Raw genomic sequence first — 21,261 nt, forward strand, 5'->3', positions numbered from 1 at the left:
GATCTCCCTAGAACCAATGCCGGTGGCCCTGGCTTTTTGTGTTGATGCTTGCGCGCAAGGGGCGGGTTCCTAATCCATATAGCCGCTTTCCCTCAGTGCGTCATGGAGGGTTTTTACGTCGGCCAGCAGTCGATCCGCTTCCCAGAACATCGGTTGATCCTGCTCTGCAATATAGCCCCACAATGCCGCCCAGGCCCCGGCTCCCGCGCCATGGGCGCTTTGTATGTCGCGGCGATCATCGCCAATCATGAGCGTAGACGCGGCGGGCAGATCCAGCAAGCTTGCTGCATGCAGGATCGGTGCCGGGTCGGGTTTGCTGACCGGCAAGGTATCACCGCTGACCACCACTGCGGCGCGCTGCAACAGGCCAAGCCCTTCGAGCAGGGCACGGGTGAGATAATCCGGCTTGTTGGTGACCACGCCCCAGGGTGTGCCGCTGGATTCCAGTCCTGCAAGGATCTCGTTCATGCCAGGGAAAAGGGCGGTTTCCCGCGCAATGTTGGCGGCATAGGTATCCAGCAGCATCTGGCGGGCCTCGGCAAAGCCGGACATGCCCGGCTCCAGCCCAAGACCCAGTTTCAGAAGCCCTCGCGCACCCTGGGATGCCACCGGGCGGATCTGATCCAGCGGCAAGGGCGGGCGATCATGCTGGATGAGGGTGACGTTCAGGGCATGGGCAAGGTCCGGCGCGGTATCGGCCAGGGTGCCATCGAGATCAAAAAGGACTGCCCGGCGGGGAGTCGGCATCGAGAGCTCCAGTAAAGCTGAGGGTCAGGCGGGGCGCTGGAAATGGCCCATGTAGTTCACGCTGACGTCGGACGTCAGCCGAAAGCGCCGGGTCAGCGGGTTGTAGGTCACGCCCTCGAAGGATTTGGCGCGCAGGCCCGCGGCTTCGGCCCAGCGCAGCATTTCCGAGGGACGGATCAGCTTGTCGTAGTCATGGGTGCCGCGCGGCAGCATGCGCAACAGGTATTCCGCGCCGAGAATGGCGTAGAGATAGCTCTTCGGGTTGCGGTTGATGGTGGCGAAAAAGACGTGCCCCCCAGGTTTGACCAATCGGGCGCAGGCGGCGATGGTCGAGGCGGGATCCGGCACGTGCTCGATTACCTCCATGCAGGCCACCACATCGAAGCTCGCCGGCTGCTCCTCGGCGAGTTCCTCGGCGGAAACCAGCCGGTAGGTCACCGGCACGCCATGCTCGCGGGCATGCAGTTCGGCCACCGCCAGTGGCGCCTGCCCCAGATCGATGCCCAGCACCTCGGCGCCCATACGCGCCATGCTCTCGGCGAGGATGCCGCCGCCGGTACCCAGATCCAGCACCCGCTTGCCCGCCAGGCCCCCGGCACACTCGGCAATGAAGGACACCCGCAGGGGATTCATATCGTGCAGCGGGCGAAATTCGCCGGTCGGGTCCCACCAGCGGTGGGCGAGATTCTCGAACTTCTGGATTTCCTGGACATCCATGTTCAGCATCGGCGTTCCTTCCGTGATTTTGTCAAATTCCTGAATGTGCTTACTTGCCGCGAATCCTGTCGCGCCAGTCCTGCACTTCCTGACGCAGGGCCGGCCAGTCGATACGGGTGAAGCTGCTGGATGCCAGCAAGCGCTCGCCCTCGACCCAGACGTCTGTTACCTGATCGCGTCCTGCGGCATAGACGATCTGCGACACCACATTGAATACCGGCTGAGTGGCGGGATGATCGAGATTGATAGCGATGCAGTCCGCCATCTTGCCCACGGCCAGGCTACCCGCGCGATCCCCGATGCCAATTGCCTGCGCCCCACCCAGCGTGGCCATTGCCAGGGCATCCCAGGCAGGCAGGACCGAGGCATCCGCACTCGCACCCTTGGCCAGCAGGGCGGCGCTCTGCATCTCGGCGAGCATGTCCAGATCATTGTTGCTGGCCGCACCATCAGTCCCCAGCGCCAGGCCGACACCGGCGCCCTGCAGTGCGGCAATCGGTGCAGCTCCTGAAGCTAGCTTATGATTGGACTGGGGGCAATGGCCGATGCTGACGCCGCGCGCCGCACACAGCGCAATTTCCTCATCCGTCAGTTGCGTCATGTGGATCGCCAGCAGGCGCGGTGACAGGATTCCTAGCTGGTCCAGCCGGGCCAGGGGTCGCATGCCGTATTTTTCTACCGACTGCGCCACTTCCGCTGCGGTTTCATGGATGTGCATGTGCAGGGGCAGGTCCAGCCGCTCGGCAAGTGCCAGTACTTGTTTCAGGGTGTCGTCGCTGACTGTATAGGGCGCATGTGGCGCGAGCATGCTGGAAATGCGTGGCAGGGCCTGAAAGGTCGCCTGCATCTCCTCGGCCTTGGCCAGATATTCCCCGGCATTGGCCGCATAGCGCGTCGGTACGTCGATGATGACGTGCCCGATGCTGGCGCGCAGGCCCATGTCGCTGGCGGTCTCGGCCGTTTCACGCGGGAAGAAGTACATATCGTTGAAGCAGGTGGTGCCATTGCGGATCATCTCGGCGCAGGCCAGCCGGGTGCCGGCGCGTACGAAATCCCTGTCCACCAGACGCTGTTCGGCCGGCCAGATATGATTCTGCAGCCAGTCCATCAGTGGCAGATCATCGGCCATGCCGCGAAACAGCGTCATGGCGACATGGGTATGGGCATTGACGAATCCCGGCAGCAGGACATGCTCGGGCAGCTTGATGGTTTCGGCGCAGTCCCATTCGCGCCGGGCTTCCTCGATGGGGCAAATCGCTGCGATCAGGCCGCCCTGGATCACCAGGGCATGTTGTTCAAGTACCAGGTCGCGAGCCGTCATCGGCACGATCCAGCGGGCTTCAATCAGGGTGTCGGCGCGTTGGGGCATATGTTGTTCCTGTTCCGGGCCGCATCTGGCGGCCTCCCGTGGCAAATCGGCTGTCAGGGATTATACTAGTGTTTTTATTCCGGGCGACCAGCTTATGCATGAAATCGATACGGTCCGCGCCGTGCGTTGGCAGGATGATGCGCTTCATCTGCTCGACCAGCGCGTGCTGCCGCATGAAGTATCCTATCTGGTACTGCAGGATTTTCGGGCCACCGCTGATGCCATCCGCGACATGGTGGTGCGTGGCGCGCCGGCCATTGGCATCACCGCCGCATACGGCATGGCCCTGGCGGCCCGCGAATTCGGCCAGCATGTGGACTGGCGGGAGCGAGTACAGGCGGCGGCTGATGTGCTCAATGCCGCGCGACCCACGGCCGTCAACCTGGCCTGGGCCATTGCCCGCCAGAACCGCATTCTGGATGCGATAGAGAATGGCGAGCAGAGCTTTGCCGCCTTGCTGGCCGAGGCGCAGCGCATCGCCAGCGAGGATGTGGAGGCCAACCGGCGCATGGGCCAGGCCGGGGCGCGCTTCATTCCGGCGGACTCGGGCGTACTGACCCACTGCAATACCGGCAGTCTTGCCACCGGCGGTTACGGCACGGCACTTGGCATCATTCGCGCGGCGGTGGAGCAGGGGCGCAAGGTCCAGGTCTATGCCGATGAAACCCGTCCCTGGTGGCAGGGCGCGCGCCTGACCGCCTGGGAACTGCAGCAGGACGGCATTCCCGTGAATCTGGTGGTCGATAGCGCCGCCGCCAGCCTGATGGCGGCCGGCAGGATTCAGTCCGTGGTGGTGGGCGCCGACCGCATCGCGGCCAATGGCGATACGGCCAACAAGATCGGCACCTATGGTCTCGCCGTGCTGGCCCGTTATCACGGCATTCCCTTCATCGTCGCCGCACCCACTTCCACCATCGACTTTGCAACGCCCACCGGGGCCGATATCCATATCGAAGAGCGTCCCGCCGAGGAAATCACCCAGGTCCGTGGCGTGCAGCTGGCACCTCTCGGCACCCAGGCGGTCAACCCGGCCTTTGACGTCACGCCGGCAGAGCTCATTACTGCCATCGTCACCGAAAGGGGCGTGGTGGAGTCGCCGACTGCGGCACGCATGCAGCAATTGATAGAGACGTGAAACAAAAGGGATTTTGAGGTATAATTCTATTTTATAAATGTTTTTACAGGAAACAGCCAGACAATGACGGATTTTGCCAAGGAAACCATTCCGGTCAGTCTCGAAGAGGAAATGCGCCAGAGCTATCTCGATTACGCCATGAGCGTGATCGTCGGCCGCGCGTTGCCGGATGCCCGGGATGGACTCAAGCCCGTGCATCGGCGCGTGCTCTATGCCATGCACGAAATGGGCAATGACTGGAACAAGGCCTACAAGAAATCGGCCCGCGTAGTTGGTGACGTGATCGGTAAGTACCATCCGCATGGCGATACCGCGGTATATGACACCATCGTGCGCATGGCCCAGACCTTCTCGCTGCGCTATCCGCTGATCGATGGCCAGGGCAACTTCGGTTCCGTGGACGGTGACAATCCCGCCGCCATGCGTTACACCGAGGTGCGCATGGCGCGCCTGGCTCACGAATTGCTGGCTGATATCGACAAGGAAACCGTCAATTTCGGACTCAACTATGACGAGTCCGAGCGCGAACCGCTGGTCCTGCCTACCCGCGTCCCGAACCTGCTGGTCAACGGCTCGGCCGGCATTGCGGTGGGCATGGCCACCAATATCCCGCCGCACAACCTGCGCGAAATCGTTTCCGCCTGCCTGGCCGTGATCGGCAATCCCGCCATCAGCACCGAGGAATTGCTCGAGATCGTGCCGGGCCCGGATTTCCCCACCGCCGCCATCATCAATGGCCGCAGCGGCATTCGCGAGGCCTACCGCACCGGTCGGGGCCGGGTGGTCATCCGCGCCCGCACCGAGCTGGAAACCGACCGCAAGAGCGGGCGGGAGACCATCATCGTCACCGAACTGCCTTACCAGGTGAACAAGGCACGGCTGCTGGAAAAGATTGCAGAGCTCGTCAAGGAAAAGAAGGTCGAGGGCATCTCCGACCTGCGCGACGAGTCGGACAAGTCCGGCATGCGCATGGTGATCGAGCTCAAGCGCGACGCCATGCACGAAGTGGTGCTCAACAACCTGTATCTCTATACCCAGATGCAGACCGTGTTCGGCATCAACATGGTGGCCCTGCTCGATGGCCAGCCGCGCACCATGAACCTGCGCGAGCTGCTGGACGCCTTCATCCAGCATCGCCGCGAAGTGGTCACGCGTCGAACCATCTTTGAGTTGCGCAAGGCCCGCGAGCGCGCCCATATCCTGGAAGGTCTCGCCGTCGCCCTGACCAATATCGATCCCCTGATTGCCCTGATCAAGGCCGCGCCGAGCCCCGCCGAGGCCAAGCTGGCCATGGTTTCCCGCATCTGGGAAGCCGGTATCGTGGCGGAGATGGTGGCCCGCGCCAGCGCCGACAGCGGCCTGCTGGATCAGGGGCTGCAGCCCGACGGCTATCATCTGTCCGAGGCCCAGGCCCAGGCCATACTTGAGCTGCGTCTGCACCGTCTGACCGGTCTTGAGCAGGAAAAGATCTTCGAGGAATACAAGAACATCCTGAACCAGATCGATCATCTGATGGAGATCCTGGCCCGGGATGAGCGCCTGATGGAGGTGGTGCGTGGCGAACTGGAAGCCATCATGGCCCAGTACGGTGATGAGCGGCGCACCGAGATCATCGATGCCGCGGCGGATATCGATATCGAGGATCTCATCCCCGATGAGGAGATGATCGTCACCTTCACCCATGCAGGCTATGTGAAGGCGCAGCCGGCGGCGCTATACACCGCCCAGCGGCGGGGTGGCCGGGGCAAGGCCGCGACCGCCATGCGCGAGGAGGATTTCGTCGAGCGCATGTTCTGCGCCTCCGCCCTGCAGTACGTGCTGTTTTTCTCCAACTTCGGCAAGGTCTACTGGCAGAAGGTCTATCAATTGCCCAATGCCAGCCGCACGGCAAAGGGCAAGCCCATTGTCAACCTGCTGCCCCTGGGGCATGGAGAGGCGATCACCGCCGTGCTGCCGGTCAAGCAGTTTACCGAGGGCGAATACATCTGCATGGTAACGGAGCAGGGAGTGGTGAAAAAGACCCCTCTGATGGATTACTCCCGGCCGCGCACCAATGGCATCATTGCCCTGAGTCTCGACGATGGCGATCGGTTGGTGAGCGTCTGCCTGACGGACGGCCAGCGGGAAATCATCCTGTTCAGCCATGAAGGCAAGGCGATCCGCTTCAATGAGGCCGAGGTCCGTCCCATGGGCCGCAATGCCCGCGGCGTGCGCGGCATCAGTCTCGCCAAGGGCGACCGGGTCATTTCCGGGCAGCCCATCGAACCCGGGTGCGATGTGCTCACCGCCACCGAGGAAGGTTATGGCAAGCGTACGCCGGAATCCGAGTACCGGTCCCAGAGCCGGGGTGGGCAGGGGGTGATCTCGATCCAGACATCCGCCCGCAATGGCAAGGTGGTCGGCGCCCTGGTGGTGAGCCCCCGCGATGAAATCATGCTCATCACCAATGGTGGAACCCTGGTGCGCACGCCAGCCGCGGGTATCTCCCAGGTCGGGCGCAACACCCAGGGCGTGCGCCTGATCAAGTCCGGAGAAGGTGAAAAGCTGATCGGCATGGCACGGGTCGCGGAAACCGACCAAGGGGACGAAGAAGCGCCCTGCGATACTGAAATCAATCCAGCGGAATGAGCATAGGACGGCGAAACAATGACCAGAATCTATAATTTCAGCGCGGGACCGGCAGCCTTGCCGGTCGAGGTGCTCGAACAGGCGCAGCGGGATCTCGTGGACTGGCAGGGCGCGGGTTTGTCCGTTATGGAAATGAGCCACCGCGGCAAGGAGTTCATGGGCATCGCCGCTCAGGCCGAGGCCGACCTGCGCGAGCTGATGCAGATTCCCGATACTTACAAGGTGCTCTTCCTGCAGGGCGGTGCCAGCCTGCAGTTTGCCATGGTGCCGCTGAACCTGCTGCGCGGTCGGCAGAAGGCGGATTACGTCAATACCGGACAATGGTCGAAAAAGGCCATCAGCGAGGCGAAGAAATACTGCCAGGTCAACGTCGTCGCCAGCAGCGAGGACCGCAACTTCAGCTACGTTCCGCCGCAGTCCGACTGGCGCCTCGATCCCGAGGCCGCCTATGTGCATGTCACCACCAACGAGACCATTGGCGGGGTGGAGTTCGACTTCACCCCCGATACGGGTGAGGTGCCGCTGGTGGCCGATGCCTCCTCGCACATCCTGTCAAAGCCCATCGATGTCAGCCGCTACGGCCTGATCTATGCCGGGGCCCAGAAGAATATCGGGCCTGCCGGTCTGACCCTGGTCATCGTGCGCGAGGATCTGCTGGGCCATGCCCTGCCGATCACCCCGACCATGCTGGACTACAGGATCCAGGCGGACAACGAGTCCATGTACAACACGCCACCCACCTTCGCCGTCTACGTGGCCGGTCTGGTGTTTCAGTGGCTCAAAAGGCAGGGCGGCCTGGCGGGCATGGAGCAGATCAACATCCGCAAGGCGCAGAAGCTCTACGGTCTCATCGACAGCAATGATTTCTATGCTTCACCCGTGGCCAAAAACAACCGCTCGCGCATGAATGTGCCGTTCACCCTGCGTGATCCGGCCCTGGACGAGGGCTTCCTCAAGGAAGCCAAGGCCCGTGGCCTGGTGCAGCTCAAGGGCCATCGCTCGGTCGGTGGCATGCGGGCCTCGATCTATAATGCCATGCCCGAGGAAGGAGTGGATGCCCTGGTTGCATTCATGCGGGAATTTGCAGCACAACACGGCTGAAGTCTGCAACCCTGCCGGCCCTTGCGGTCTGGCTGGTCTGATGGCGGGCTTGATTCAAGAAAGGAGCAACGCATGCCAAAGGTCCTGATCAGCGACAAGATGTCCCCCCGTGCCGAGCAGATCTTTCGGGAGCAGGGGCTTGAGGTGGATGTGAGAACCGGGCTCTCCCCGGACGATCTGAAGGCCATCATCGGCGATTATGATGGTCTGGCGATCCGTTCGGCCACCAAGGTGACTGCCGACATCCTGGCGGCCGCCGGGAAACTGAAGGTGATCGGCCGGGCCGGTATTGGCGTGGACAATGTCGACATCCCGGCGGCCAGCAAGCAGGGCGTGATCGTCATGAACACGCCCTTTGGCAACACTGTCACCACGGCCGAGCATACCATCGCGCTGATGATGTCGACGGCGCGCATGATCCCGCAGGCCACCGCCAGCCTCAGGGCGGGCAAATGGGAAAAAAACCGCTTTGAGGGCGTCGAGCTCTATCAAAAGACCCTGGGTGTGATCGGCACCGGCAATATTGGTTCGCTGGTGGTACAGCGCGCCCAGGGGCTCGGCATGCACGTCATTGCCTATGATCCTTACATCTCGAAGGCCAGGGCGGATGATCTCGGGGTGGAGCTGGTTGATCTCGATAATCTGTTTGCCCGGGCGGACTTCATCACCATCCATACGCCCTTGACCGACAGTACCCGCAATCTCATCAATGCGGCCAATCTCAGCAAGATGAAGCAGGGCGCGATCGTCATCAATGCCGCGCGTGGCGGCATCGTCAATGAAGCGGATCTCCATGAGGCCCTGAAGTCCGGCAAGCTGCGCGCCGCCGCCCTGGATGTCTTTGAGACCGAGCCGCCCAAGGACAATCCGCTGCTCGATCTGGACAACTTCATCTGCACCCCGCATCTGGGCGCCTCCACCGAAGAAGCCCAGATCAATGTCGCCATCCAGGTGGCCGAGCAGATCAGCGCCTTCCTGCTGCGTAGCGTGGTCCAGAATGCCGTCAACATCCCGGCCGTGGCCGAAACCGAGCTGCCGGTACTGCAGCCCTACATCAATCTGGGCGAAAAATTGGGCATGGTGCTGGGCCAACTGGCCAGTTCCGGTCTGCGCCGCATCGAGATCGAATATGCCGGCGAGGTATCGCGGCTCAATACCAAGCCCATCACCACCAGCATCGTCAAGGGCGTGCTGCAATGCATGCTGCCGGAAACCATCAATCTGGTTAATGCGCCTTTCCTGGCCCGTGAACGCGGGATCGAGATCGATCAAAGCAGCCGCGAGCAGGCGCAGGAGCTGCGTTCCCGCATTCGGGTGACGCTGGTCATGGATCAGGGCAGTCTGGAGGTGGCCGGCACCCTGGTGCATGGCCATCAGCCCCGCCTTGTATCCATCAACAACATGGACCTGGAAATGGGGCTGTCTGGCAAGGTGCTTTATATCGCCAACCAGGACCAGCCCGGCCTTATCGGCCATCTTGGCACCTTCCTGGCCGAGCAGGGCATCAATATCGCGAGCTTCCATCTGGGGCGCGAATGTCCCGGCGGACGCGCCGTTTCCTTTGTCGCTGTAGACGCCTCGATTGATAAGGATCTGCTGCAAAAACTGCAAAAACTGCCGAATGTGCTAGAAGCGCGTATGCTGACGTTGTAAACTAGCCCGGTTTTGAGGACGTCGCGCCCTCGGTTTCGGGGGCGCGCTTGTTTTTGGCGATCTTTCGATCATGGGTCTATGGCTGACAATACCAGACTTGCGACATTAGCGGACTTGCGCACCGAGATCGATGCGCTCGACGATCAGATATTGAGTCTTCTGAACCGGCGGGCGGGGCTCGCCAGACAGGTCGGGGAGCTCAAGCAGCAGACCGGTGATGCACAGTTCTGGCGGCCGGAGCGGGAAGCGGCCGTTCTGCAGCGCCTGATGTCCGCCAATCAGGGCCCGCTGACTGACGAAGCAGTCGGGCGACTCTTCCGGGAAGTGATGTCCGCTTGCCTGGCACTGGAAAAACCGGTCACCGTGGCCTATCTCGGCCCGGAGGGCACCTTTACCCAGTTGGCGGCGCGCAAGCACTTTGGCCAGGCCGCGAACCTGCAGCCGGTTTCGAGCATTGGCGAGGTGTTCAGGCAGGTCCAGGCTTCCCAGGCTGATTTCGGCGTGGTCCCGGTGGAGAATTCCACCGAAGGTTCGGTCAATCTCACCCTGGATCACCTGCTGGAGTTTCCCCTGAGGATCGCGGGCGAAGTGCAATTGCGGATCGTGCACAATCTCGTCTCTCGCGGGACGGCGATCAAGGATATGCAGCGTCTGTACGTGCATTACCAGACGCGCGCGCAATGCCGGCGCTGGCTGGCCGAGCACGCGCCGCATCTCACCCTGATCGAGGTGTCCAGCAATGCCGAGGCGGCCCGGCGCGCCCGGGATGAGGAGGGGGCCGGCGCCATTTCCACCACCGTGGCTGCCGAGATCTATGGGCTCGAGATCCTTGCTGCGGGCATCGAGGACGATTCGGAAAACACCACCCGGTTTCTGGTCATTGGCCAGCAGGATGTCGCACCCATGGGACGGGACAAGACCTCGCTGGTGCTGTCCGCGCCCAATCGCCCCGGCAGCCTGCAGGAACTCATCCAGCCCATAGCGGCTGCCGGCATCAGCATGACCCGCATCGAGTCCCGCCCGGCCCGGCATGGATTGTGGCAATACGTCTTTTTTCTGGATCTGGAAGGCCACGCAGAAACACCCGAACTGCAGCCCGTGCTTGCGGAACTGGAAAAAAAGGCTACCTATTTCAAATTGTTGGGATCATATCCTCAGGCAGTGTTCTAAATGGCGACATCTTCAGACAATATCTTTCTTTCTCTGACCGCGCCTGGCGTGGCCGGGCTTACGCCTTATCAGCCGGGCAAGCCCATCGAAACCCTGGAGCGCGAGTACGGGGTCAGCAATGCCATCAAGCTGGCTTCGAACGAGAATCCCCTGGGTCCAAGCCCCCGGGCGCTCGAAGCCCTGGCGCGAGTTCGCGCTGATCTGGCCCGCTATCCCGATGGCGCCGCCTTTTCCTTGAAAACGGCATTGGCTCGCCATCTGGATCTGACGCCGGAGCAGTTCATCATCGGCAATGGCTCCAACGAGATCCTGGAGCTGGTCACCCGTGCCTTCGTGACGCCGGAAAACGAGGTCATCTTTTCCGAACATGCCTTTGCGGTCTATGCCATCATGACTCAGGCAGTGGGCTCCCGGGCGCGGGTGGCCAGGGCACTCGAATATGGCCATGACCTGGATGCCATGGCGGCGCTGGTCAATGACAGGACCCGGCTGGTTTTCGTCGCCAACCCGAACAATCCCACGGGTACGCTACTCGATGCCGCCAGTCTGGAAAATTTCCTGGAAGGCGTGCCCGCCCATGTGCTGGTGGTGCTGGACGAGGCCTATTTCGAGTATGTCACGGCTGCTGACCACCCGGACGGCACGCGCTGGCTGGCCCGTTTTCCGAACCTGCTGGTGGCGCGGACCTTCTCCAAGATCTACGGACTGGCGGGTCTGCGGGTGGGCTACGCCATGGGTAACCCACAGCTGATCAGCCTGCTCGAGCGCGTGCGTCAGCCTTTCAATGTCAATGCCGCGGCCCTGTCCGCCGCCGAAGCCGCGCTGGAGGATGACACCCATCTGCAGCGTAGCCGGGAGCTCAATACCCAGGGCATGGCGCAGATCCTCGATGGCATCCGGAAGCTGAACCTATCCGCGCTGCCTTCGGCCGGGAATTTTCTGGCCATCGATCTTGGCCAGACCGCGGCACCGATTTACGAGGGCCTGCTCCGCCAAGGTGTCATCGTCCGACCGGTTGCCAACTACGGCATGCCGGATTTTCTGCGTGTCACCATTGGTCTGCCGGACGAAAACGCACGCTTCCTTCGGGCCCTGGAGCAGGTCCTGAGCCATCACAACCCGCATGAACTTCAAGGTGTAAACGCATGATTATCGTACTGAAACCCCAGGCCAGTGAATCGGAAGTGCAACAGGTTCTCGACCGGATCGAATCCCTGGGTCTGACGCCCAACCTGACCCGTGGCGCGGAGCGTGTGGTCATCGGCGCCATCGGTGATGAACGCAAACTGGCCGAAGGGGCATTCGAGTCCATGACGGGTGTGGAGCAGGTGTTACCCATCCTCAAGCCCTACAAGCTGGTCAGCCGCGAGTTCAAGTCCACCGATACCGTCATCGACATCGCTGGCGTGCCGCTGGGCGGCAAGACGGTGCAGATCATTTCCGGGCCCTGCTCGGTGGAATCCCAGGAGCAGATGGACCTGTCGGCCAAGGCCGTGCATGAGGCCGGTTGCCGCCTGATGCGCGGTGGTGCCTTCAAGCCGCGCACCAGTCCCTATGCCTTCCAGGGGCTTGGCGACATCGGCCTGGATTACTTCAAGAACGCGGCCAGCAAGTACAATCTCCCGGTCGTCACCGAGCTGATGGATGTACGCAAGATCGACCTCTTTCTGGAAAAGGGCGTTGACGTCATCCAGATCGGCACCCGCAACATGCAGAACTTCGATCTTCTGAAAGAAGTGGGTCGGCTGGACGTGCCGGTGATCCTCAAGCGCGGCATGAGCGCCACCATCAAGGACTGGCTGATGGCCGCCGAATATATTGCTGCTCAGGGCAATCAGCGAATCATCTTTGCCGAACGTGGCATTCGCACCTTCGAGACCCAGTACCGCAATGTGCTCGACGTGACCGCGATTCCGGTACTGAAGAAGGAAACGCACCTGCCGGTGATCATCGATCCGAGCCATGCCGGCGGCAAGGCCTGGCTGGTGCCGGCCCTGAGCCGGGCGGCGGTTGCCGTGGGTGCGGACGGCCTGCTGATCGAGACCCATCCCTGCCCCTCGGAAGCCTGGTGCGATGCCGATCAGGCACTCAATCCGCAGCAACTGAAGGATCTCATGCAGGATCTGGCAGGGATTGCCCATATACTGGGTCGCGATCTCTAGATGAATGCCAAAGCCGCATCCGGCGCTGAAGCGCTGGCTGAGGTCGGTACCATCGCCATCCTGGGGGTTGGCCTGATCGGTGGTTCGCTGGGGCTTGCGCTCAAGGCCGCCGGGTTTGCGGGACGCATCATCGGCTTCAATCGCCGTGAGAGCGAGGCCGACCTGGCGCGGGCCAGGGGCGCCGTGGATGCCTCAGCGACCAGCATGCAGGCAGCCGTTGAGACGGCCGATCTCGTCATTTTGTGCATGGGCCCAGGTGTGATGCCTTCAGTCATGGCGCAGATCGCGCCGGTCTGTCCCGGGCACGCGGTCATTTCCGATGTCGGCAGCGTCAAGGCCGGCATTGTGAAAGCCGGGGAGGCGCTGTTCGGTGGCCGATTCGTGGGCGCGCATCCCATTGCCGGACGCGAGCAGCATGGCATCGAGGCTGCCTTGCCGGCCCTGTTTGCGGATCGTTCCTGCGTGCTGACGCCGAGTCAGGGCACCGAGCAGCGCGCCCTGCGCATCGTGCGCGCCTTGTGGCAGGCCGTGGGCAGTGAGGTGCATGAAATGGATGCTGGCCTGCACGATCAGATGCTGGCGCTGACCAGTCATCTACCGCATCTGCTGGCCTATGTCCTGCTGGATCTGGTGGCGGGGCATCCACAGCAGCAACAGATCGCGGCGTTGCTGGGCGGTGGGTTTCGTGACTTTTCCAGGATTGCCAGTAGCGATCCGGTGCTCTGGGCCGACATCAGCCTCCAGAATCGTCAGGCCCTGCTGGAGATACTCGCGGATTACAGGCAACAGCTCGACTCGCTGGCCACCGCCCTGGCAATCGAAGACGGTGAGGCGCTACAAAAACGTTTTTCCCGGGGAAAGATGGCGCGTGATGCGCTCTTTGGCCCACATCCTGAAGGTTTGAAGCAGAATGACTGAGAGCAGACTGGACTACATCGTGGAAGCTGGCGGCTCGATCAAGGGCCGTTTCCGCGTGCCGGGTGACAAATCGATCTCGCACCGGGCCGTCATGCTCGGCGCCCTGGCGGACGGGGAGACGCAGGTCAGTGGTCTCCTGGAAGGCGAGGACGTGCTGGCCACGCTGGGTGCTTTCCGCGCCATGGGCGTGCAGGCCGAAGGCCCGGTAAACGGCGCGCTGCAGATTCGCGGGCTGGGCCTGCGCGGCATGCGGGCGCCGGAAGTCGCCATCGATTGCGGCAATTCTGGTACTTCCATGCGGCTACTGGCGGGCATCCTCGCCGGCCAGCCATTCTCGAGCATTCTGCAGGGAGATGCCAGTCTGCACCGTCGCCCCATGGGCCGGGTCATCCGCCCGCTGGAGCAGATGGGGGCGCGGATCGAATCTGCCGAGGGTGGTCGGCCGCCCTTGCACATCCAGGGAAATCCTCGGCTTCAGGGCATACATTACGAGCTCCCTGTCGCCAGTGCCCAGGTCAAGTCCGCTGTCCTGCTCGCGGGCCTCTTTGCCGAAGGCGAGACCAGTGTCACCGAGCCCGCTCCAACCCGGGATCATACCGAGCGCATGCTGCAGGGCTTTGGCTATGCCGTGCGGCGCGAAGAGACGACCATCACCCTGCGCGGCGGCGGTAATCTCCATGGCACACGGGTGCAGGTCCCTTCGGACATCTCCTCGGCGGCCTTTTTCATGGTGGGCGCCCTGATCAGCCCGGATGCCGATCTGGTGCTGGAGGACGTTGGCGTCAATCCCACCCGCACCGGTGTCATCGAGATCCTCACCCGCATGGGCGGTCGCATCGATCTCTTGAATCTGCGTGAAGTCGGTGGCGAGCCGGTGGCGGATATCCACATCCGCAGCTCCCGTCTGACCGGCATCTGCATTCCCGAGAAGCTCGTGCCGCTGGCGATTGACGAGTTTCCGGCCATCTTCGTCGCCGCGGCCTGCGCGACGGGCAGGACCGTGCTCACCGGGGCGCATGAACTGCGCGTCAAGGAAAGTGATCGCATTGCCGTCATGGCGACCGGGCTGCAGGCACTGGGCGTTGCGGCGGAGGCCACGGAAGACGGCATGATCATCGATGGCGGCCTGATCCAGGGCGGAAGCGTGGACAGCCACGGCGACCATCGCATTGCCATGTCCTTTGCCATGGCGGGCCTGGTGGCGAAGGGGCCGATTCATATTCGCGACTGCCGCAATGTCGCGACCTCATTCCCGGGCTTTCCGGACTTGGCGCGTGCCGCTGGTCTTGGCTTGCGACTGGAGGAGGGTGCCTGATGCAGAGTCCCGCCAGACAGGGTCTGTCATGAATGTGCCAGTCATTACCCTGGATGGACCCAGCGGTGTCGGCAAGGGCACGCTGACGCGCAAACTGGCGGCGGCGCTTGGCTGGCATTTTCTGGATAGCGGCGCCATCTATCGCCTCCTGGCCCTGGCGGCCGAAAGGCAGGGCATTTCGCCTGAGGACGAGACAGCCCTGTTGAAGCTCGCGGCAGAGCTCGACATCCGCTTTGAGGAATGTCCCAGGGGGGATGTGGAGATCTTTCTGAATGGAGAGCCGGTGACCCAGGCCATCCGGGCGGATGCCATTGGCGCCTTTGCCTCGCGGATTGCCGTGCTGGCACCGGTGCGCGATGCCCTGCTTGAACGCCAGCGACAGTTTCGCCAAGCGCCTGGACTGGTCGCGGATGGCCGGGACATGGGCACCGTGGTCTTTCCCGAGGCCACACTGAAGATCTTTTTGACCGCTACGGCCGAGGAACGCGCGAAAAGGCGCGCAAACCAGTTGAGAGCCCAAAACGTAAGTGTTAATCTTGAACAGATTCAGCGGGATATCGAAGCGCGGGACCTGCGTGACAGTTCTCGGACGGTAGCCCCGCTCAAGCCGGCTGCCGATGCAATCATCGTGGATACCACGGGCCAGGGCATCGACGAAAGCTTTGCCCGGCTGTGGCCCATGGTGGAAGCAGCCATTTTTCGTTCAACCACCGGGAGCACCTAGTGTTCCTGCAACAGTTTCCGGATTCGTCCGGGAGCCATTTATCAACCTTGAGGTAAGTACTCTTATGACCAACGCGACCGCCGTAGTCCAGCATGAACCCAGCTTTGCCGAGCTGTTCGAGCAAAGCCAGACAACCCAGGCACTCAAGCCGGGTGAACTGATCATCGGCGAAGTGGTTCATGTGGATAATGACGTGGTGATCGTCGACACAGGGCTGAAATCCGAAGGCGCGATTCCTGCAGAGCAGTTCAGAAATGCCGAGGGCGTCCTCGAAGTCAAGGTGGGCGACATGGTGGAAGTCTGCCTGGAAAGCGTCGAGGATGGCACGGGTGAAACCAAGCTCTCCCGCGAGAAGGCTCGCCGCGCCAAGTCCTGGGTCGAACTGGAGAAGGCCTTCGAGGCCGATGCCATCGTTCACGGCGTCATCAGCGGCAAGGTCAAGGGTGGCTTTACCGTTTCGATTGAAAGCATCCGCGCCTTCCTGCCCGGCTCCCTGGTGGATGTGCGCCCGCTGCGCGATACCACGCATCTGGAAGGCAAGGACCTGGAATTCAAGGTCATCAAGCTTGATCGCAAGCGCAACAACGTGGTCGTTTCCCGCCGTGCCATCGTCGAGAAGGAAGCCAGTGCCGAGCGCAATGCCCTGATGGCGAGCATCGAGGAAGGCCAGATCGTTGTCGGTACCGTCAAGAACCTGACCGATTATGGCGCCTTCATCGACCTTGGCGGCATCGACGGCCTGCTGCACATCACCGACATGGCCTGGAAGCGCGTCAAGCATCCCACCGAAGTGGTCAATGTCGGTGACGAGATCCGCGTCAAGGTGCTCAAGTTCGACAAGGAGCGCGGCCGCATCTCGCTGGGTCTCAAGCAACTGGCCGATGATCCCTGGAAGGATCTGGCCCGCCGCTATCCCGAAGGTACCCGTCTGTTTGGCAAGGTCACCAACATCACCGATTACGGCGCCTTTGTCGAGATCGAGGATGGGGTTGAAGGCCTCGTGCACGTCTCCGAGATCGACTGGACCAACAAGAACGTGCATCCGAGCAAGCTGGTGCACGTCGGCCAGGAAGTCGAGGTCATGGTGCTCGACATCGACCAGGAACGCCGCCGCATCTCGCTGGGCATGAAGCAGTGCCTGCCCAATCCCTGGGAAGAATTTGCTGGCAATCATCAGAAGGGCGACAAGATCGAGGGCCAGATCAAGAGCATCACCGATTTCGGCGTGTTCATTGGCCTGGATGGCGGCATTGACGGCCTGATCCATCTGTCCGATCTGTCCTGGGACAAACCCGGTGAGGAAGCGGTCCGCGACTACAAGAAGGGTGATACCGTCCAGGCCGTCCTGCTGGCCGTCGACCCCGAACGCGAGCGCATCAGCCTGGGCATCAAGCAGCTCGAAGGCGATCCCTTCGGTCAGTTCGTCGGCGTGAATGATCGTGGCAGTGTCGTGGAAGGTGAAGTGACCGCTGTCGATGCCAAGGGCGCCGAAGTCCGCCTGGCCGACGGCATCGAAGCCTACCTGCCGGCTCGCGAAATGTCGCGCGACCGCGTCGAGGATGCCCGCAACCAGTTCAAGGTTGGCGACAAGGTGCAGGCCATGGTCAGCAACATCGACCGCAAGAGTCGCGCCATACATCTGTCGATCAAGGCCATGTCGGCCCAGGAGGAAAAGGAAGCCGTGGCGCAGTACAGCCGCAATGCTTCCGCTGGAACGACCAACCTTGGCGAGCTGCTCAAGGAACAGATGAAGAAGAAGCAGGAAGAAAAATAAACCTGCAACCCCGGCCACCGCGGTGGCCGGGGGTTCCTTTCTTGATGTGCCTTGCTTCCTAACAACATTTCATGCTCGGGGACATTTGTGTCAAAAAGACGCAACTGGTTAAAAATCAGCGCACTCGGTGTGCTTTTCTTTTTATTGTTCTCGGGACTGATTGGCGTCTGGCAGTCGGTCACTTCCGGTGGCATGGGGTTTGCCCCCTATGTGGCCAAGGTAAAGGTGACAGGCCCGATCCTTGATGCAGACAGTGTGTTGGAGCAGTTGAAGACGGTAGAGGAAGACGACTCCGCAAAAGGATTGCTGGTGATCGTGGATTCTCCGGGAGGGGCGGTAGTTCCTTCCGAATCCATTCACCATGCCCTGACCCGCATCCGTGCGAAGAAACCCGTGGTTGTCTCCATGGAAACCATCGGGGCTTCCGGTGGATATATGGTGGCATGCGCTGCAAACCGCATCTTTGCGCATGATTCCACGCTGACCGGTTCCATTGGCGTCATCATGCAGTCGGCGAATGTCTCCCCCCTGCTGGACAAGATTGGTGTCATCCCGCAAGTGATCAAGTCAGGGAGCTATAAGGATGCCGGCTCCCCTTTCCGGCCCATGACGGAACAGGACCGTCAATACCTCAACAGGATTGTCATGGATCTTCGCAATCAGTTCGTCTCGCTCGTGGCGCAATCGCGTGGAATGCCCTTCGAGAAAGTTTCTGCGCTTGCAGATGGGCGTGTATTTACCGGGCGTGAGGCCAAGTCGCTGGGGCTGGTGGATGAAATAGGGGATGAGCGTGCGGCGCGGGAATGGCTGAGAGCGCGCCTGAAATTGCCCGAGGATATGGAGTTCCGGGAAATGGAAAGCCCGGGTACACGTCTTTTCAAGGTGTTTGGCGAAGCACAGGAGCGGCTGTTTGTTGGCATGATTGCCGCGGCTGGTCCGCGCGCATATCTTTATTAACTTGCAGCAGTAATGAATTGCCCTATGACGAAATCTGAATTGATTGATCGAATTACGCAGACACTCAACCATCTGAGTCAAAAAGATGTCGAGATTGCGGTGAAGCTGATCCTGGATCATATGTGCGAAGCACTGAGCCGGGGAGAGCGGATCGAGATTCGTGGCTTTGGCAGCTTTGCGGTACATACCCGGCCACCAAAACAGGGTCGCAACCCAAAAACCGGGATGGCCGTACAGGTGGCGCAGAAACATGTGCCGCACTTCAAGGCCGGGAAGGAACTTCGGGAGCAGGTGGACTTTACCGGATCAAGTTGCACCCTGATGGAAATGCCCGACAGCAGCCCACTTAAGGCTGGTACGGGCAAGGGTTAGGCCAGCTTCCTCGTGGAAATATCCTTCTGGATCCTGATCCTTTTCGCCAGCGGCCTCGGTTTTTATCTCGGCCATCGCTGGACACTCATGAAATCCATCTCCGCAGGGCCGGGTGATCCTGCGGATTTTTCCATGGCCTATCTCGAAGGGGTCAATCTCCTGCTCAACGAGCGGGGCAATGATGCTGTTGAAGCCTTGCTGCCCTTGCTGGAAACCCATCCCGAGATGGCGGAAACGCATCTTTCGCTTGGACGCGTCTTTCGCAAGCGCGGGGAGTTCGAGCATGCCATCAGGGTGCACGAGAACCTGCTCAGGCATGCAGGAGACGCCCCTCAGAAACAACAGGCCTTGCTGGAACTGGCGCAGGACTATCTCAAGGCAGGTCTGCTCGATCGGGCTGAGCAAGCATTTCAAGCCGTCTTGCAGAACAAGCCCGATGAACTGACCGCCTTGCATGCCCTTGCCGAGTTGTTCGAACTGCAGCAGGACTGGGTGAAAGCCATTCAAATCCGCCAGAGACTGGTTGATCTTGGCCTTGCCGAAGAAAAATCAGTGATTGCCATTCTATATTGTGAGCTGGCCGAGTCATATCTGCAGCAACAGAATTTGCAGGATGCCAGCCGTGCTTTGCGGTTGGCGTATGACAGTGACCCTGACAGCAGCAGGGGAACCCTGCTGGCGGGCAGACTGGCGTTTTCGGCCGGCCATACCGAACAGGCCCTTGCGATCTGGCGTGCCCTGCTGGAATCACGCCCTGAATCGTTTGGCCTCGTTCTTGATGATTTCCTGATGGCCGTGGATCGTCTGGACAACCCTGAGCTGCAGCGGGAAATTCGCTTGCAACTGATTTGTAGCCAACTGCCTCGGCATCTCAGCCCGCGAATCGCGGAGTGGATCGCCCGTCAGGTCGGACTTGAGCAGGCCATCAACTACCTGTATCAGCAGGCTCAACACACTGGAGCTTCAGCAGAGGATCTCAAGTCGGTACTCAGGATATATCGGCAATCACGGGCACAGGCGGGCGGTGCGCACGGTGGTTGCCAGGACATCGAGGACTTTGTGGATCTCCTGCCCGAGCAGGGTGTCGTTTATCAGTGCTGTCAATGTGGTTATCGCAGCCCCACCCATTACTGGAAATGTCCGGGTTGCCGCCACTGGGATACCATGCGCTCTCAGGGAGAATTGATCCATGCTTAGCCCGCTGATCGTCGCCCTGGATTTTTCGGGCCCGGAAGATGCGCTGGTGCTGGTCAGGAAGCTGGATGCCACGAAATGCCGGGTCAAGGTAGGCAAGGAGCTTTTTACCGCGAGTGGGCCTGGCATCGTCGAAGCCTTGCAGAAACTGGGCTTCGAGGTTTTTCTCGACCTCAAGTTCCATGACATTCCCAACACTACGGCGCAGGCCTGTCTCGCCGCTGCCCGGCTTGGTGTCTGGATGGTCAACGTCCATGCCAGCGGCGGGCCGCTGATGCTGGAGGTGGTGCGCGCGAAGCTCGAGCAGGCTCAGCATCGGCCCTTGCTCATCGGGGTCACCGTGCTGACCAGCATGGATCGGGAACAGCTGACCGCAACCGGTGTGATGGACAGTCCCCAGATGCAAGTGCTGCGCCTGGCAAAGCTGGTGCAGCAGGCAGGACTGGATGGTGTAGTGGCATCCCCACAGGAGCTTCTTGCGCTGCGTGCGGAATTGCCCAAAGATTTTAAACTGGTGACGCCCGGGATTCGCCCTGCCGGCGCCGCCACTGATGATCAGCAACGTATCAGTACGCCTGCCGATGCCATCAGGCGTGGAGCGAACTATCTTGTCATCGGCCGGCCAATCACCCGTGCTGCCGATCCACAGCGGGCGGTGGAGTCGATTCTTGCTGAGATTGGCACAACGTAGTTTCAAGTACAGGACCAAACTTTGAACCAGAATATCTATCTTGACTTGTACCGCCAGCAGGGTGCCCTGCTGGAGGGGCACTTTCTGCTGTCATCCGGGCTGCACAGCGATCGCTACCTGCAAACAGCACTTTTGTTGCAGCATCCCGAGCATGCTGCCACCCTGTGCAGGGCGATGGTGGAGCGGCTGCCGGATGATCTCCGTCAAGCCATCGACGTCGTGGTGGGACCTGCCATGGGCGCCGTGCTCGTCTCCTACGAAAGCGCGCGGGCTCTGGGCGTCCGCAGCCTGTTCACCGAACGGCAGGAAGGACAGATGGTGCTGCGCCGCGGATTTACGCTGCGTCCCGGGGAAAAGGTACTGGTCGTGGAGGACGTCATTACCACCGGAGGCTCGACGCGGGAGTGTATTCGCGGTATCGAGGCAGCCGGAGGCCATGTGATTGCAGTGGCTTCACTGGTGGACCGCAGTGGCGGTGCAGCCGATTTTGCTGAGATCCCATTTCATCCTCTGATTCGTCTCTCGGTCCAGACCTGGGAGGCGGATGCTTGCCCCTTGTGTGCCAAAGGCAGCACGCCGGTGAAACCCGGGAGCCGCGGCCTGAAATAAGAGGGTGCCATTGCCTTGACCGTCA

Annotated in this window: 19 protein-coding genes; 16 read left to right on the top strand and 3 right to left on the bottom strand. The window is 61.2% G+C overall.

All coding sequences use genetic code 11. The features are described 5' to 3' along the window. Positions 1–69 precede the first annotated feature (69 nt). The 3 genes from WOB96_RS00995 to WOB96_RS01005 are packed head-to-tail and all read right to left on the bottom strand — an operon-like array spanning position 70 to position 2,833. Entirely contained in the window at positions 70–747 is a 678-nt protein-coding gene (locus WOB96_RS00995) for an HAD-IA family hydrolase (protein ID WP_341369396.1), read from the bottom strand. Between the two features lie 24 nt (positions 748–771). After that, the gene (gene ubiG / locus WOB96_RS01000; RefSeq protein WP_341369397.1) at positions 772–1,473 is read right to left on the bottom strand and encodes a bifunctional 2-polyprenyl-6-hydroxyphenol methylase/3-demethylubiquinol 3-O-methyltransferase UbiG; all 702 of its coding nucleotides are present in this window, start codon (positions 1,471–1,473) and stop codon (positions 772–774) included. A gap of 40 nt (positions 1,474–1,513) precedes the next feature. After that, complete coding sequence (locus WOB96_RS01005; protein ID WP_341369398.1) at positions 1,514–2,833, bottom strand: TRZ/ATZ family hydrolase; 1,320 nt, start codon at positions 2,831–2,833, stop codon at positions 1,514–1,516. Positions 2,834–2,927: 94 nt separating this feature from the next. On the opposite strand from WOB96_RS01005, the gene mtnA reads away from it, so the two are divergent. From mtnA to pyrE, 16 genes are all read left to right on the top strand, one after another. Next, on the top strand, positions 2,928–3,968 hold the full coding sequence (gene mtnA / locus WOB96_RS01010) for an S-methyl-5-thioribose-1-phosphate isomerase (RefSeq protein ID WP_341369399.1): 1,041 nt from the start codon (positions 2,928–2,930) through the stop codon (positions 3,966–3,968). 63 nt (positions 3,969–4,031) lie between these two features. Then, positions 4,032–6,596, top strand: coding sequence for a DNA gyrase subunit A (gene gyrA, locus WOB96_RS01015; protein WP_341369400.1), 2,565 nt, complete (start codon positions 4,032–4,034; stop codon positions 6,594–6,596). 18 nt (positions 6,597–6,614) lie between these two features. Then, a complete protein-coding gene (serC, locus tag WOB96_RS01020; protein WP_341369401.1) occupies positions 6,615–7,697 on the top strand; it encodes a 3-phosphoserine/phosphohydroxythreonine transaminase in 1,083 nt (360 codons plus the stop codon). A 72-nt stretch (positions 7,698–7,769) separates the two neighbouring features. Then, positions 7,770–9,350 (top strand): phosphoglycerate dehydrogenase, encoded by a 1,581-nt coding sequence (gene serA / locus WOB96_RS01025; protein WP_341369402.1) that lies wholly within the window; start codon positions 7,770–7,772, stop codon positions 9,348–9,350. A 78-nt stretch (positions 9,351–9,428) separates the two neighbouring features. Continuing rightward, positions 9,429–10,520, top strand: coding sequence for a prephenate dehydratase (pheA, locus tag WOB96_RS01030; protein WP_341369403.1), 1,092 nt, complete (start codon positions 9,429–9,431; stop codon positions 10,518–10,520). Next, positions 10,521–11,669: a histidinol-phosphate transaminase gene (hisC, locus tag WOB96_RS01035; RefSeq protein ID WP_341369404.1), complete on the top strand. Its 1,149-nt coding sequence runs from the start codon at positions 10,521–10,523 to the stop codon at positions 11,667–11,669. Continuing rightward, entirely contained in the window at positions 11,666–12,682 is a 1,017-nt protein-coding gene (aroF, locus tag WOB96_RS01040) for a 3-deoxy-7-phosphoheptulonate synthase (RefSeq protein ID WP_341369405.1), read from the top strand. The genes hisC and aroF overlap by 4 nt, the downstream gene beginning before the upstream one ends. Then, positions 12,683–13,600, top strand: coding sequence for a prephenate dehydrogenase (locus tag WOB96_RS01045; protein WP_341369406.1), 918 nt, complete (start codon positions 12,683–12,685; stop codon positions 13,598–13,600). Beyond that, positions 13,593–14,915, top strand: a complete 1,323-nt coding sequence (aroA, locus tag WOB96_RS01050) for a 3-phosphoshikimate 1-carboxyvinyltransferase (protein ID WP_341369407.1) — start codon at positions 13,593–13,595, stop codon at positions 14,913–14,915. The genes WOB96_RS01045 and aroA overlap by 8 nt, the downstream gene beginning before the upstream one ends. A 28-nt stretch (positions 14,916–14,943) precedes the next feature. After that, on the top strand, positions 14,944–15,639 hold the full coding sequence (cmk, locus tag WOB96_RS01055; RefSeq protein WP_341369408.1) for a (d)CMP kinase: 696 nt from the start codon (positions 14,944–14,946) through the stop codon (positions 15,637–15,639). A gap of 64 nt (positions 15,640–15,703) precedes the next feature. Continuing rightward, positions 15,704–17,413, top strand: coding sequence for a 30S ribosomal protein S1 (gene rpsA / locus WOB96_RS01060; protein ID WP_341369409.1), 1,710 nt, complete (start codon positions 15,704–15,706; stop codon positions 17,411–17,413). 87 nt (positions 17,414–17,500) lie between these two features. Next, positions 17,501–18,370, top strand: a complete 870-nt coding sequence (sppA, locus tag WOB96_RS01065; RefSeq protein ID WP_341369410.1) for a signal peptide peptidase SppA — start codon at positions 17,501–17,503, stop codon at positions 18,368–18,370. 24 nt (positions 18,371–18,394) lie between these two features. After that, positions 18,395–18,742, top strand: a complete 348-nt coding sequence (locus tag WOB96_RS01070; protein ID WP_341369411.1) for an integration host factor subunit beta — start codon at positions 18,395–18,397, stop codon at positions 18,740–18,742. 87 nt (positions 18,743–18,829) lie between these two features. Further along, positions 18,830–19,939, top strand: coding sequence for a tetratricopeptide repeat protein (locus tag WOB96_RS01075; protein ID WP_341369412.1), 1,110 nt, complete (start codon positions 18,830–18,832; stop codon positions 19,937–19,939). Continuing rightward, a complete protein-coding gene (pyrF, locus tag WOB96_RS01080; RefSeq protein WP_341369413.1) occupies positions 19,932–20,627 on the top strand; it encodes an orotidine-5'-phosphate decarboxylase in 696 nt (231 codons plus the stop codon). Before WOB96_RS01075 ends, pyrF begins: the two co-directional genes overlap by 8 nt. Positions 20,628–20,648: 21 nt before the next feature. Then, positions 20,649–21,236, top strand: coding sequence for an orotate phosphoribosyltransferase (gene pyrE / locus WOB96_RS01085; RefSeq protein ID WP_341369414.1), 588 nt, complete (start codon positions 20,649–20,651; stop codon positions 21,234–21,236). Positions 21,237–21,261 lie beyond the last annotated feature (25 nt).

This window comes from Thermithiobacillus plumbiphilus, from assembly GCF_038070005.1.
Classification (GTDB): domain Bacteria; phylum Pseudomonadota; class Gammaproteobacteria; order Acidithiobacillales; family Thermithiobacillaceae; genus JBBPCO01.